Source organism: Acidovorax sp. Root402 (assembly GCF_001425125.1).
GTDB classification, from domain to species: Bacteria; Pseudomonadota; Gammaproteobacteria; order Burkholderiales; family Burkholderiaceae_C; genus Acidovorax; species Acidovorax delafieldii.
The window spans coordinates 404,155-418,646 of sequence record NZ_LMDQ01000013.1 but is presented as its reverse complement, the minus strand read 5'-3'; the positions used below and the strand labels follow the sequence as shown (position 1 = coordinate 418,646).

Genomic DNA, 14,492 nt, shown 5'->3' with positions numbered 1-14,492 from the left:
TCAGGTCTTCTGCGTGAGGCTCTTGCCATGGTCGGGCGCAGGCCACAGACCACGGGGACGCATCAGCATGATGATGATCATGGCCAGCGCGATCAGCAGCTGGCGCAGGATGGCGGAGTCCAGGCGACCGTCCGTCATGGCCTGCAGAGGGCCTGCCACATAGCGCAGCACTTCGGGCAGGGCCGACAGCAGCACGGCGCCCAGGATCACGCCAGGAATGTGGCCGATACCGCCCAGCACCACCATGGCGACGATCATGACCGACTCCATCAGGCTGAACGACTCGGGCGACACAAAGCCCTGGAACGCACCGAACATCGCACCCGACACGCCGCCGAACGAAGCCCCCATGCCGAAGGCCAGCAGCTTCATATTGCGGGTGTTGATGCCCATCGCCTTGGCAGCGATTTCATCTTCACGGATGGCCATCCAGGCGCGGCCGATGCGCGAGTCCTGCAGGCGGTAGCAGATGATGATGGACACCACCACCAGGGTCAGGAACAGGTAATAGTACAGGGTGACGGAATTGATGTCGAAACCGAACACCTCCAAGCGCTTGCCCAGGTCCAGGCCAAAGATCTTGACCGAGTCGATCTGGCCCAGGCCCTTGGGGCCGTTGGTCAGGTTGACCGGGTGGTCGAGGTTGTTCAGGAAGATGCGGATGATTTCGCCGAAGCCCAGCGTCACGATGGCCAGGTAGTCACCGCGCAGCTTCAGCGTGGGCGCCCCCAGCATGGCGCCAAAGAACGCCGCTAACAACGCCGCCACCGGTATCACGATCCACAGCGAGGTGTGCAGCCCGTTGGGGAACATGGCGGCAAACGCCGCAAAGTTGTCCGCCAGGTGCGGCGAAGCCATCAAGGCAAACAGGTAGGCGCCCACGGCGTAGAACGCCACGTAGCCCAGGTCCAGCAGGCCGGCGTAGCCCACCACGATGTTCAGGCCCAGGGCCAGCAGCACGTACAGCAGGGCCAGGTCGGCGATACGCACCCAGGCGTTGCCGAAGGATTGCAGAATCAGCGGCAGCACCAGCAGCGCGACGGCGCCGATGATCCAATTGGTTTTGGTGTTCTTCATGGTGTGAGGCTCCTCAGGCGCGATCGGCCACACGCTCACCCAACAGGCCCGAGGGGCGCAGCGTCAGGATGATGATGAGCACGATGAACGCAAAGATGTCGGTGTAGTGGCTGCCCAGCAAACCGCCCGTGAGCGTGCCGATGTAGCCGGAGCCGATGGCTTCGATGAGGCCCAGCAGGATGCCGCCCACCACCGCACCGGCCAGGTTACCGATACCGCCGAACACCGCCGCCGTGAAGGCCTTGAGCCCCGGCAGGAAGCCCATGGTGTGCTGCGCCGTGCCGTAGTTGGAGGCATACATGATGCCGGCGATGGCCGCCAGGATGGCGCCGATGATGAAGGTGGCCGAGATCACCATGTCGGGCTTCACGCCCATCAGGGAGGCCACGCGGGGGTTCTCCGCCGTGGCGCGCATGGCGCGGCCCAGGTTGGTGTGGTTGACCAGATAGACCAGCGAAGCCAGGGCCACCGCCGTCACCCCCAGGATCAGGATCTGGGTGGGAGTGATGTAGGCACCACCCAACTGGAACGGCGTGCTGGGCAGCAGCGTGGGATAGGGCTTGTAGTTGGGCTTCCAGATGATCATGGCCAGCGTCTGCAGCAGGATCGACATGCCGATGGCAGTGATCAGGGGGGCAAGACGGGGGCTGGTGCGCAGTGGCTTGTAGGCCACCTTTTCGATCACGAAGTTGAGCGTGGCAGCGACCACGCAGGCGATGAGCGTGGCCAGCAGCAGGATGACCCAACCCGGCGCGCCGGGCATGGCAGCCTGCATCATTCCAATACAGCTCCAGCTGGTGAGGGCGCCGATCATGAGCACCTCGCCATGGGCGAAATTGATGAGTTGAATAATGCCGTACACCATCGTGTAGCCCAAGGCTATCAAGGCGTACATGCTGCCGAGTACCAGACCGTTGATGATCTGTTGCAGCAAAATGTCCATAAGAGAAGTCCTTCGTTTGTGACGTACCCACCGCTTTGGCACCGGAATCGGTACAGCCTTGTGGGCCCGACTGCCATCTAGCAAAAAACCCGCCAGGAATGCAGCTGTGCGGGTTTGTGGACGGGATTGTAGCGAGTAGTCACAACCGCCCCAATCCAAGCCGGGCGGGGTTTTCCCTCGGGTTTTGGTCACATCAGCGCGCCACGCACTGCATAAGGAATTTTGATGCACGCAAGATAATTGATGTGCAAACTTATTACCTTGATCATGCAGAATCGGCATAAAGCAGGCTGCGCAGCACCTTGGGCCTGCCGCAGGACATGCGCGGCCACCTCGCCCCACCGAGCAGGTCTCGGATCAGGAGGCGGTGTCTGAATCCTGAAGGCCGGGAGTGGCTGCTGCGGCATTGCGTTCGCGCAGCTCACGCAGCTTCAGGGCAATCTTGATTTCGAGACCCCGCTCCACGGGCTGGTAGAAGCCAGGCTCTGGCATGCCTTCGGGCAGGTAGCTCTCCCCCGCCGCAAAGCCACCCTCTTCGTCGTGGGCGTAGCGGTAGCCCTTGCCGTAGTCGAGCTCTTTCATCAACTTGGTGGGCGCATTGCGCAGGTGCATGGGCACCGGGCGTGTGCCATCCTGTTTGACCCAGGCCCGCGCCGCGTTGTAGGCCTTGTAGACCGCGTTGGACTTGGGCGCCACCGCCAGGTACACCACGCATTCGGCCAGCGCCAGCTCGCCCTCAGGGCTACCCAGGCGCTCGTACACCTCGCTCGCGTCCAGTGCCAGGCGCAATGCGCGCGGGTCGGCCAGGCCCACGTCCTCGGCTGCCATGCGCACCAGCCGGCGCGCCATGTAGCGGGGGTCAGCACCGCCGTCGAGCATGCGCACCAGCCAGTACAACGCAGCGTCGGGGTCAGAGCCCCGCACCGATTTGTGCAACGCGCTGATGGTGTCGTAGAACTGCTCGCCGCCCTTGTCGTAGCGGCGCATGCGCTCGCCCAGCACCTTGAGCAGCCAGGCATCGGTGATCTCGGAAAGCTTCTCCTGCGCAGCCGCCATGGCCAGGGTTTCGAGCGTGTTGAGCAGGCGACGCGCGTCGCCATCGGCATAGGCCACCAAGCGGTCGATTGCTACACCTTCGATAGCAGGTAGCGCATCTTCCTCCTGCGCCAGGGCCACAATCTGCTTCAAATCTTGCTCAGACAGCGGCTGCAGCACGTAGACCGCCGCTCGCGACAGCAGCGCGGAATTCACCTCAAACGAAGGGTTCTCGGTGGTGGCGCCGATGAAGGTGAACAGGCCTGATTCAACGTGTGGCAAGAACGCGTCTTGCTGACTCTTGTTGAAGCGGTGCACCTCGTCCACAAACACGATGGTGCGCTGCTGCATCAACCCATCGCGCGCGGCCTGGGCCTGCTCCACCGCCTCGCGAATGTCCTTGACCCCGCCCAACACGGCGCTGATGCTGATGAACTGCGCATCGAACGCATCGGCCATCAGGCGCGCAATGGTGGTTTTGCCCACTCCAGGTGGGCCCCACAGGATGCAGCTGTGCGGCCGGCCTGACTCGAAGGCCAGGCGCAGCGGCATGCCCGGGCCCAGCACATGCTGCTGCCCGATCACCTCGCCCAGCGTACGGGGCCGCAGGCGTTCTGCCAGGGGCTGATGGGCGGAGGGTTGTGCCGGAGAAGGGGCGGAGGCACCGCGTGCTGCCATGTTCGTATCCTGTCTACAGTACGCTGATTTTCAAGCCAAATTGGCTTCTAGCGCCTAAAAATCATGCGTTGGCAGCTATTGTTTCAAGAGCAGAAACTACTGCTTCACCACATCAGCCCCTGCCGGAGGCTTGAACTGGAACGTGCTGGCAGGCAGCGCCGCATTGGCCTGCATACCGGTAAAGCGAATCAGCGAGCGCTGGCCAAAGCTGTCCAGAATGTCCAGGGCCGCCAGCTGCTCGCCCGCAAAGCCCACACGCACGCTCTTGAGCTGGCCGTCCTTGGTCCTGGGGCTGGCCAGCACCCATTGCAGGCCATCCGCATCCGGCGAGGCCTCCAGCGTGAACTCGGCCTTCAGCGCCGACAGGTCCGGCGCGGACGCCAGCAGCGCAGCGGGCGTGCTACCCAGCGCCTGGGACTGCGAGCGCTGCGTGACCTGGTTCAGGTCCACGTCGTACAGCCACAAAGTCTGGCCGTCAGCCACGATGGTCTGCTCAAAAGGTTTTTTGTAGACGAACTTGAAGCGCCCGGGGCGCTGGAACTCAAAGCTGCCGCTCGATGTCTTGGTGCGCGCGGTCTGGCCGTCCTTGGGGGGCGAGGTCACAGTCTGGGTGAAGTCGGCCTTGCCCGTCTGCGTGCCCTTCATGAAGGATTCCAAGCTTTTCAGCCCGTCAGCGCTAGCCATGCTTGCCGCAGCAGCTATCAAAATTGCAGTAGCGATCTTTTTCAACAGAAACTCCTGTGGGGTAGGGTCCGGCCTTGCGGTCCGGCCGATCATTCGCTGCGGTTGGGTACCAGCACTTCACGCTGGCCGCTGGTGGTCAGGCCACTGACGAGTCCGGCCTTCTCCATGTCTTCCAGCAGCCGCGCCGAGCGGTTGTAGCCAATGCGCAGCTTGCGCTGCACGTAAGAGATGCTGGCCTTGCGGTCTTTGAGCACCACTTCGACGGCTTGGTCGTACATGGGGTCCTTCTCGCCCCCTTCGCCGCCACCGCCCTCCCCTGACAGATCACCCTCGCCATCCACAGTTCCACCTTCGAGCACGCCTTCTATGTAGTCCGGCTCCCCTTGTTCCTTGAGGTAACTGACGACACGGTGTACTTCTTCGTCCGACACGAAGGCGCCATGCACCCGGATCGGCAGGCCCGTGCCGCTGGCCATGTAGAGCATGTCGCCCATGCCCAGCAACGCCTCGGCACCCATCTGGTCGAGGATGGTGCGGCTGTCGATCTTGGAGCCCACCGAGAACGCGATTCGGGTGGGGATGTTGGCCTTGATCAGGCCGGTGATCACATCCACGCTGGGGCGCTGGGTGGCCAGGATCAGGTGGATGCCGGCCGCGCGCGCCTTTTGCGCCAGGCGGGCGATCAGTTCTTCGATCTTCTTGCCCACGACCATCATCAGGTCGGCCAGCTCGTCGATGATGACCACGATGTGCGGCAGGCGCTGCAGCGGCTCGGGCTCCTCGGGTGTGAGGCTGAAGGGGTTGTAGATGAACTCTTCCTTGGCCTTGGCCTCGTCGATCTTGGTGTTGTAGCCCGCCAGGTTGCGAACGCCCAGCTTGGACATGAGCTTGTAGCGGCGTTCCATCTCGGCCACGCACCAGTTCAGGCCATGGGCCGCCTGCTTCATGTCGGTGACCACGGGCGCCAGCAGGTGCGGAATGCCTTCGTAGACCGACATTTCCAGCATCTTGGGGTCGATCATCAACAGACGCACATCGCGCGCCTCGGCCTTGTACAGCAGCGAGAGGATCATCGCGTTGATCCCCACCGACTTGCCCGAGCCCGTGGTACCGGCCACCAGCACGTGCGGCATCTTGGCGAGGTCTGCCACTACCGGGTTGCCCACGATGTCCTTGCCCAGGCCCATGGTGAGCATGCTCTTGGCCTCGTGGTAGACCTGCGATCCCAGGATTTCGGACAGGCGGATGGACTGCCGCTTGGCGTTGGGCAGTTCCAGCGCCATGTAGTTCTTGCCGGGGATGGTCTCCACCACGCGGATCGACACGAGGCTGAGCGAGCGCGCCAGGTCCTTGGCCAGTCCCACGATCTGCGAACCCTTCACGCCCGTGGCGGGTTCGATCTCGTAGCGTGTGATCACCGGGCCGGGCATGGCCGCGACCACGCGCACTTCCACGCCAAAGTCCTTGAGTTTTTTCTCAATGAGTCGGCTGGTCATCTCCAGCGTCTCGGGGGCTACGGTTTCCTGGCGCTGCAGAGGGCCGTCCAGCAGGTCCACCAGCGGCAGCTTGCTGTCGGGCATCTCGGTGAACAGGGGCTTCTGGCGCTCTTTCACCACACGGGTGCTCTGTGGCACATCCACCAGAATCGGCTCGATGATTTGCACGGGCTCTGGGTGGTGCACCTCGCTTTCGGTGCGCTCCTCCAACACCACCACTTCGCGCTCGCGAGCCGCCTTGCGGCCCACGGCGACGTCCTTGGCCACCTCGCGTTTTGCCAGGCGCGCCTGTACCAGCGCATCAAGGCGCCCTCCGAGAAACTCCGCCACATGGCCCCACGAGAAGCGGAACACCAGCGCCGCCCCCGCCACAGCCAGAACGATCGCCAACAAGCCGGAGCCCGTAAATCCCAGCCACTTCACGCCAGCTGGCCCCACCAGGTACCCCAGCACGCCACCCGCATGTCCAGGCAGGAACGATTCAAACCGGTACAAACGCGACCATTCCAGCGCCGTGCTGGAACACATCAGCACCACCAGTCCACCCCAGAACGTGGCCCGGCGCACAAGAGGGCTGGCGGCGCCCGCCACCACTTCGCCCCCGCGCATCCAGCGCGCCAGCGACGACAGCCAGGCCCGCACGCCAGCCGCCACACACCACCAAACTGAAAACCCCAGCGCAAAGTAGCTGCCATCGGCCAGCCAGGCGCCGAAGCGCCCCGCCCAGTTGGCAACGGAGCGCGCGTCGCGGGCGCCCGAGGTGGACCAGGCCGCATCCTGGGCCGAATAGCTGACCAGCGCCAGCAGCCAGAAAACCAGGGCCAGCAAGCCCACCACCAGGGCGATTTCGTGGCCAAAACGGGCGGCGCCCGTGCGGGGCGGCGACTTGGCCGCCGCCGATGCATTCAGGGTATTGAGGGAATAGGTCATAAACGTGCAGGGTGAGCTTACCCCATGCGTTGCGCTGGGCGCACCTCCCGGCGCAGGGTCCGCCCCCTCGATTTCAGCCCAGCGCGTTCAGCCGGTCCTTGAGCAGGGTAGCCCCGCTGGGCAGCGCCTCGATGAAGCCGCGCTCCTCCAGGTCTTTCATCACGCGGCTGACCATTTCGCGGGAAGCTCCCACCATCTTGGCCAGGTCCTGGCGGGAGATTTTGTCCTTGATCAGCAGCTGCCCCTGCGCATCGGGCACCGCAAAGTCCAGCAAGGCATGGGCCACACGGCCGTACACATCCAGTAACGCGAGTGACTCAATCTTGCGATCGGCATGGCGCAGCCGCTTGACCAACCCGCGCATCACCACCAAAGACATGGACGCGTTCTCGGTGAGACAACGCGCAAACTCCGCACGTCCCAGCATCAGCACGTCGGTCTGCACCTCGGCACGCACCGTGGCCGAGTGGGGTTCGTTGTCGATGATGCTCATCTCGCCCAGGTAATCGCCCTGGGCGAGGGTGGCCAGGATCACCTCACGCCCCCGGCTGTCCGAGGTCATGACCCGGGCGCGCCCTGTGAGCAGGATGAACAGGGCATTGGACTTTTGCCCCTGCTCCACCAGCGCCTCGCCCCGCTTGAAGCGGCGTTTGATCACTGCGCCGCTGATCACCTCGGCCTGCGCCACCGTCAGCAGCGAAAACAAAGGTACCCGGCGCAGCAGGTCGAGGTTGGACAACATCGTGGACATGCAAACATCTCCTTTCAGGGGTGCGACCCAACCGGAGCCGCAACGGGTTATCAATGGGTTCTTACAATCACCGTGATTGAAAACGGGGCCACTCTCGCGAGCGGACGCCGGTTGATACTCGGCGGCTCAACCCCCAGCTTTCCCAACAGCGCCCCATGTAGCGGGCGCAAAACACAGGCTTTTACCATGTCCACCACCCAACACGCGAAAGTTCTGATCCTCGGCTCGGGCCCTGCGGGCTACACCGCAGCGGTTTATGCCGCCCGTGCCAACCTGAACCCGGTGCTGATCACCGGCATGGCCCAGGGTGGCCAGCTGATGACCACCACCGAGGTGGACAACTGGCCTGCCGACGTGCACGGCGTGCAGGGACCAGAGCTGATGCAGCGTTTTCTGGAGCACGCAGAACGCTTCAAGACCCAGATCATCTTCGACCACATCAACAAGGTCGATTTCAGCAAGCGGCCCTTCACACTTACCGGCGACAGCGGTACCTACACCTGCGACGCATTGATTCTGGCCACTGGCGCATCGGCCAAATACCTGGGCCTGCCTTCGGAAGAAGCCTTCATGGGCAAGGGCGTGTCCGGCTGCGCGACCTGTGACGGCTTCTTCTACCGCGAGCAGGATGTCTGCGTGGTCGGTGGCGGCAATACGGCGGTGGAGGAAGCGCTGTACCTGTCGAACATCGCCCGCAAGGTCACCCTGGTGCACCGCCGCGACAAGTTCAAGGCCGAACCTATTCTGGTGGACAAGCTCAACGAGAAAGTCGCAGCGGGCAAGATCGAACTCAAGTTGTTCCACACCCTGGATGAGGTGCTGGGCGACAACACGGGCGTGACCGGTATCCGCATCAAGAGCACGAAGGACGGCAGCACGGAAGACATCAAGCTGCAAGGTTGCTTCATCGCCATCGGCCACGCGCCCAACACCGAGATCTTCCAGGGACAGCTGGAGATGGAAAACGGCTACATCATTACCCAGGGTGGGCTCAAGGGTTTTGCCACACAGACCAGCGTGCCCGGCGTGTTTGCCGCAGGCGACGTGCAGGACCATGTGTACCGCCAGGCCATCACCAGCGCGGGCACCGGCTGCATGGCCGCGCTGGACGCCCAGCGCTTCCTCGAACAAGAGTCTTGATGAAAAAATGAGCCGCAGGTTATAATCTGCGGCTTTGCTGAATTCGGCCCGTTTTTGCGGTCCTCCGAAACCGGCAAATCGGGTTACCGCCACCCTTTCTGGCGAGGTGAGGCCGCAAGCCAACCTGGGCACACAGCCCAGGGCTCAGCGAACGGCCGTTAATCAGTATCGGAGTGTCCTCATGGCACGCGTCTGCGACGTAACGGGCAAGAAGCCCATGACGGGGAACAATGTTTCCCACGCCAACAACAAAACCAAGCGCCGGTTCCTGCCGAACCTGCAATACCGCCGTTTCTGGGTCGAGACCGAAAACCGTTGGGTGCGCCTGCGTGTTTCGAGCGCTGCCCTGCGTTTGATCGACAAGAACGGTATCGACTCGGTGCTCGCAGACCTGCGTGCCCGTGGCCAGGCTTAAGGAGTAGCACCATGGCAAGCAAAGGCGGACGCGACAAGATCAAGCTGGAATCCACTGCGGGTACCGGTCACTTCTACACCACGACCAAGAACAAGAAGACCATGCCCGAGAAGATGCTGATCATGAAATTTGATCCCAAGGCTCGCAAGCATGTGGAATACAAGGAAATGAAGCTGAAGTAATTCAGTCTCTTTCTTGTCATCCCAAAAGCCGCCCGGCATTCAGCCTGGCGGCTTTTTTCATGGCTGCAATCCATGCAGCCCGATGACTACAGCACCGCCTCCCGCCATCGACGACTTGTTCACCACCAACTTCGAGCGCCAGCAGGTCCACAGCCAACAAAAAACCGCTGAGGGCACAAAGCCCTGCAGCGGTTTATGGGGAGGTGCGCCATGGTCAGGGGTCCGACCGACAGCGCCACCAAGGCACTACATCAGGCCCGTGCAGCGCGCAGACTGATGGAGAACTCGCGCAGAGTGGCAATACCGCTCTCCTCGGCACGACGGCACCAGGCCTGCAAGTCGGCAGTGAGTTGCTCACGGGATTGCGAGGTATTGAGCCACAGCTGACGCAGTTCTTCGCGCATGGTCACCATCTTGTCCAGGGCCGGATGCGCAGCGCGGGCCTGAGCCAACTGGGGCAAGGCCCCCGCCGGCACCTTCTCGGCATCGCGATGCAGCCAGCGCTTGGCTGCCTTGAGCACCGATACATCGGCCTGACGGGCCTGCAGCGCGGCAATCTCATCCTTGCACGCCTTGCGCACACCGCGCGCATAGCCCGCCATCACTTCATAGCGGTTGGCGATCAAGGCCTCCAGCGTCTTTTCATCAGCCACCGGCTTGACATCGCCCAGTTGCAACTTGGGTGGCACCTTCTTCACGGTAGCCCAGCCGATTTTCTTCATGAGGCTGATGTACACCCAGCCAATGTCAAATTCATACGGCTTGACCGAGAACTTGGCCGACGTGGGGTAGGTGTGGTGGTTGTTGTGCAGCTCTTCGCCGCCAATGATGATGCCCCAGGGCGACAGGTTGGTGCTGGCGTCCTGCGCCTCAAAGTTGCGGTAGCCCCAGTAGTGGCCCACACCATTGACCACCCCTGCTGCCCAGAACGGAATCCAGAGCATCTGCACCGCCCACACCGCGGCGCCGAGGGCGCCGAAGAGGGCCAGATTCAGGATGAGCATGAGGCCCACGCCTTGCCAGCCGTAGCGGGTGTACACATTGCGCTCCATCCAGTCATCGGGCGTGCCGTGGCCGAACTTCTTGATGGTTTCCATGTTCTTGGACTCGGCGCGGTACAGCTCAGCGCCGCGCCACATCACGGTGTCCAGCCCGCGGGTCTGGGGGCTGTGGGGGTCATCCACGGTTTCACACTTGGCGTGGTGCTTGCGGTGGATGGCCACCCATTCCTTGGTCACCATGCCGGTACCAATCCACAGCCAGAAGCGGAAGAAATGCGAGGGGATGGCATGCAGGTCCAGCGCGCGGTGTGCCTGCGCGCGGTGCAGGAAGATCGTGACCGCAGCGATGGTGATGTGGGTCGTGGCAAGGGTGTACAACACGATCTGCCACCAGGACAGGTTCCACAACCCATTTCCCAGCCAGTCAATGGCGGCGTTCAGTACAGCCCAGTCGGGTAACAGCATATTCACAAAAACCTTACTACAGAGAACCCGCTCACCAACGAAACAGGTCATTAATTTTAGAGGGCCCGTTTCTGAACGGATCAGGGGAATCCACAGTATTTACGCTGGTTTAGGGTGTTTAGAGCCCTACCTCCAGCGTTTCAGTCCTTTTTGGCCCAGATGGCGGCAAAAAAACCGTCGGTCTGATGCAGATGGGGCCATAAGCGCAAATAACCACTGCCCGATGCACCCCCGCTGCACAAACCCTTGGCCCCCTCGACCTTGAGCTGCTCCAGCAGTTCACCAGCATCCAGCAGCTGGAAGTCGGGGTGTGTTGCGCTGAAGGCCTCGGCAATGGCCTCGTTTTCTTGCGGCAGGATGCTGCAGGTGGCATACACCAGACGGCCGCCCGGCTTGAGCAGGCGGGCTGCGCTGTCCAGGATGGCCGTCTGCTTGGCCACCAGCTCCTCGATGGCCTTGGGCGACTGGCGCCATTTGAGGTCGGGGTTGCGCCGCAGGGTGCCCAGGCCCGAGCAAGGCGCGTCCACGAGGACGCGGTCGATCTTGCCCGCCAGGCGCTTGACGCGGTCGTCGCGCTCGTGGGCGATGGCGGCGGGGTGCACGTTCGACAGGCCGCTGCGGGCCAGGCGGGGCTTGAGCGCATCCAGGCGGTGAGCTGACACGTCGAACGCGTACAGGCGCCCGGTACTGCGCATGCTCGCACCAATGGCCAGTGTCTTACCCCCTGCACCAGCGCAGAAGTCCACCACCATCTCGCCACGCTTGGCGTCGAGCAGCAGGGCAAGCAGCTGTGAGCCCTCGTCCTGCACCTCGATGGCGCCCCGCGTGAAGGCATCGAGCTTGGTCAGCGCGGGCTTGTCATCAATGCGCAAGCCCCAGGGTGAATACGGTGTGGGATGCGCCTTGATGCCAGCTTTGGCCAGCTCCTTTTGCACATCGGCGCGCTTGTCCTTGAGGGCATTGACGCGCAAATCCAGGGGGGCGCTCTGGGCCAGACTTTCCACCAGCGGCCAGAAGCCATCGCCCAGCTGGTCCTTCAGGGGCTTGACCATCCATTCGGGCAGGTTGTGACGATGGCGCTCCATCAGGTCATCGACCGTGACCGCATCACACTGGTCCAGCCAGTTTTTCTCCTGGTCGGTCAACGCACTCTTGAGGAAATCGCGCGGGCCATAGAAACCCAGGATGGCCAGGCGGCGCTCCTTGGGACCCGAGCCTGACGGGGCCATGTGGTCAAACAGGAGCTTCTTGCGCAGAACGGTGTAAACCGTTTCAGCCAGCGTGGCGCGCTCGCGCGGCCCCAGGCCCCGGTTGTCGCGGAAGAAACGCGACACCACCGCGTCGGCGGGGTGTTCAAACGTGAGGGTGAGCCTGACCAGTTCGGTGCAGGCGTCGAGAAGAACTTTGGGATGCATCCTGCGATTGTCCCATTCCCGGCCAACCTGGCGACCTCGCCCCCACCCGTCCAACGCGGGAGCCAAACCTCAACGGCCAAGTCGCTCCATGCGCGGCCTGGGCGTCAACGGGTATAGATCGGCTCGAACGCCGAGCGCTCGATCTGCTCCAGCGTCGGTGACTCGCCCGCCCACAGCACCAGCGCGGGGCCGGGCAGGCTCAGGTTACGCTCCAGCGCGCGGCACAGGTGGTAGCGGCTTTCATCGTCCATGCCCGGCAGCTCGACAAACACCAGGTAGGCCCTGCGCTGGGGGTACTCGCGCAGATTCTTGCGCACCAGCCAGCAGCGGGCCAGAGGAGCGCAGCGGGCCAGTTCGGACTGCAGTTCGGCCAGCTCGAAGGAGCTGAGGTCGTGCCGCACGATCTGGCTGAAGAACGAGGTGCCCGACAGCTCTTCCCAGGCCCGCTCTTCGGATTCTTGCGCGCGTTCCAGCCGCTTGCGCCACTGCTTGAAGGCGGCTGCATCGTGGTCCAGCCCCAGGCGTGGGGTCTCCAGCTCGGCCAATGCCGTGCGCGCGGCCCAGTAGCGGTCGCTGCTGCCTGTTTCCCACAACCGGTGCAGCAACTGGAGCTTGCCCTCCCGATCATCGTCCGCCAGGCAAGGCACCAGCCCACGCAGCGCAGCGGGGTATTCGGGGCTGCGCTGCAGGGCCAGCTCGTACAGGGCGCGCACATCGGCATGCGGATCCAGGTGGCGCTTGAGGCGGGCCAGTTCCACCAGGTCGGCCGCACTGCTCTGTGCCGTCGATGCCCCCAGGGCCTCGGCGCGTGCGCGCACGCGCCCCAGCCAGGCGTGATGCTGCTTCCATTCGCTGGCATTGTCGCGGCACCATTGCTTGTCGAAATGTGCCACCCAGCGCTTGGCATCCGGCCCCAACAGGGCCAAAGCGTTGCCGCGCGACCAGTCGGGCAGCGTGGGCGTGGCATCCAGTGCCTCGATGCGGTCGCGCAGGCCGGGGTGGGTGTCGTCCAGATTGCTCAGGCGCTTGAGCGCCTGGCGCAAGGCGTCGTTGGCAAAGGCTGCATCGGGGGCCTTGGCCAGGGCACGGCGCATGCTGCGGTAAGGGCCCACCGGCAATGGATTGCCCGCCGCTGCACACCAGTGGCTGCCCCAGAACTCTGCCTGCAGCCACGCGCCCCGGATCTCGATCTCGGCGAGGGCCGCAGCGGTCACGTCGCGACCCAGCAGCTTGCCAGCGATCCGATCGGCTTCGTATTCATCCTGGCGGGCCAGCGCAAAGGTCTTGGCAGAGAAACGCGGAAAGTACCAGCGCATGAACAGCTGGGTGGCGGCAGCGACCGGGCCTTCATCGTCGGCCAGGCTGTGGTTCAGGCGCATCCACGACAGGCGCGTGCGGTAGATCCAGGCCGCAAAGCGGCCATGGTCGCCCCGCAGGTGGCCATACTCGTGCGCCAGCACCGCCAGGAACCGCGGCCGGTCGAGCGCCATCAAAAGGGGCAGGCCAATGCTCAGGTGATTGACGGCGCCGCCCAGCAGCCCAAAACGCGGCAGTTGCTGGATGCTGGCATTGAACTCGTCGGTCAGGGTGACCTTGTGGATGGGGGGACCCTTGATCTTGCGGCGGATGCGCGCCAGCGCTTCAAACAGGTCGGGGGCATCCAGCGCTGTGATCTCCACGCCCTGGGGCTCATCAAACCGCACCCACAGCGCACGCAGGCTCACCCACAGCAGACCTCCGGCACCGAGCAGGGCCCACAGCATCGCGAAACGAAAGCGCCCCTGCAGCAACTGGGGTACCACCCACAGCAAAATACCCACGGCCAGTGCCATACACCCCAGCACCCATGCATAACCCAGGGCGGCAAACGCAGCCACACTGCGGCGGTATGCGCGACTGTTCTCGGCGCTGGCATGCTCGCTCATGCGCACCATGTGCACAAAATCTGCCTGATCCACGGGCGTCCCTCACTCTGGTTGATTTTTTTCAGCCGCCATCCTAACCATTCACGCCACCGCAACACCATGACCGACGACGACCTGCCCGAACTCATCCACACGCCACCCGGCCTGTACCGCCACTACAAGGGCATGCTCTATGAAGTGATCGACACCGTGCGCCACAGCGAAACGCTGGAGCCCATGACGCTGTACCGCGCGCTGTATGGCCAGCGCGGCCTGTGGGTGCGGCCGGCCGCCATGTTTGAGGAGCAAGTGCTCATCGATGGCGTGCTGCGCCCCCGGTTTGAAAAATGGGAGGGCGAAGCTCCCGCCGCCTGAG

General features: G+C 63.4%; 13 protein-coding genes. 4 read left to right on the top strand and 9 right to left on the bottom strand.

What is annotated here, in order from left to right; translation table 11 throughout:
* From ASC83_RS09340 to ASC83_RS09315, 6 genes are all read right to left on the bottom strand, one after another.
* A complete protein-coding gene (locus ASC83_RS09340) occupies positions 1–1,077 on the bottom strand; it encodes an ABC transporter ATP-binding protein (protein WP_056061055.1) in 1,077 nt (358 codons plus the stop codon).
* Between the two features lie 13 nt (positions 1,078–1,090).
* A complete protein-coding gene (locus ASC83_RS09335; protein WP_056061051.1) occupies positions 1,091–2,020 on the bottom strand; it encodes a branched-chain amino acid ABC transporter permease in 930 nt (309 codons plus the stop codon).
* A 357-nt stretch (positions 2,021–2,377) separates the two neighbouring features.
* Complete coding sequence (locus ASC83_RS09330) at positions 2,378–3,733, bottom strand: replication-associated recombination protein A (protein WP_056061048.1); 1,356 nt, start codon at positions 3,731–3,733, stop codon at positions 2,378–2,380.
* Positions 3,734–3,829: 96 nt separating this feature from the next.
* Positions 3,830–4,462 carry an outer membrane lipoprotein chaperone LolA gene (gene lolA / locus ASC83_RS09325; protein WP_055403072.1) on the bottom strand — a complete coding sequence of 211 codons (633 nt, stop codon included), beginning with the start codon at positions 4,460–4,462 and terminating at the stop codon, positions 3,830–3,832.
* Positions 4,463–4,506: 44 nt separating this feature from the next.
* Entirely contained in the window at positions 4,507–6,843 is a 2,337-nt protein-coding gene (locus ASC83_RS09320) for a DNA translocase FtsK (RefSeq protein ID WP_056061046.1), read from the bottom strand.
* Between the two features lie 73 nt (positions 6,844–6,916).
* Positions 6,917–7,594 (bottom strand): Crp/Fnr family transcriptional regulator, encoded by a 678-nt coding sequence (locus ASC83_RS09315; protein WP_056061043.1) that lies wholly within the window; start codon positions 7,592–7,594, stop codon positions 6,917–6,919.
* 186 nt (positions 7,595–7,780) lie between these two features.
* On the opposite strand from ASC83_RS09315, the gene trxB reads away from it, so the two are divergent.
* From trxB to rpmG, 3 genes are all read left to right on the top strand, one after another.
* On the top strand, positions 7,781–8,734 hold the full coding sequence (gene trxB / locus ASC83_RS09310) for a thioredoxin-disulfide reductase (protein ID WP_056061042.1): 954 nt from the start codon (positions 7,781–7,783) through the stop codon (positions 8,732–8,734).
* A gap of 181 nt (positions 8,735–8,915) precedes the next feature.
* Positions 8,916–9,149: a 50S ribosomal protein L28 gene (gene rpmB, locus ASC83_RS09305; protein ID WP_010463481.1), complete on the top strand. Its 234-nt coding sequence runs from the start codon at positions 8,916–8,918 to the stop codon at positions 9,147–9,149.
* A gap of 11 nt (positions 9,150–9,160) precedes the next feature.
* Positions 9,161–9,331, top strand: coding sequence for a 50S ribosomal protein L33 (gene rpmG, locus ASC83_RS09300; RefSeq protein WP_008904999.1), 171 nt, complete (start codon positions 9,161–9,163; stop codon positions 9,329–9,331).
* A 251-nt stretch (positions 9,332–9,582) separates the two neighbouring features.
* Here rpmG and ASC83_RS09295 read toward each other — a convergent pair whose 3' ends face one another.
* The 3 genes from ASC83_RS09295 to ASC83_RS09285 all read right to left on the bottom strand — a co-directional run bounded on the left by ASC83_RS09295 (position 9,583) and on the right by ASC83_RS09285 (position 14,170).
* The gene (locus ASC83_RS09295; RefSeq protein WP_056061039.1) at positions 9,583–10,797 is read right to left on the bottom strand and encodes a fatty acid desaturase; all 1,215 of its coding nucleotides are present in this window, start codon (positions 10,795–10,797) and stop codon (positions 9,583–9,585) included.
* 140 nt (positions 10,798–10,937) lie between these two features.
* Entirely contained in the window at positions 10,938–12,212 is a 1,275-nt protein-coding gene (locus ASC83_RS09290) for an RsmB/NOP family class I SAM-dependent RNA methyltransferase (RefSeq protein ID WP_056061038.1), read from the bottom strand.
* A gap of 104 nt (positions 12,213–12,316) precedes the next feature.
* A complete protein-coding gene (locus tag ASC83_RS09285; protein ID WP_056061035.1) occupies positions 12,317–14,170 on the bottom strand; it encodes a M48 family metalloprotease in 1,854 nt (617 codons plus the stop codon).
* Positions 14,171–14,236: 66 nt separating this feature from the next.
* Here ASC83_RS09285 and ASC83_RS09280 point away from each other — a divergent pair, with 66 nt between their 5' ends.
* Positions 14,237–14,491 (top strand): DUF1653 domain-containing protein, encoded by a 255-nt coding sequence (locus tag ASC83_RS09280; protein WP_056061032.1) that lies wholly within the window; start codon positions 14,237–14,239, stop codon positions 14,489–14,491.
* Position 14,492: the final 1 nt, after the last annotated feature.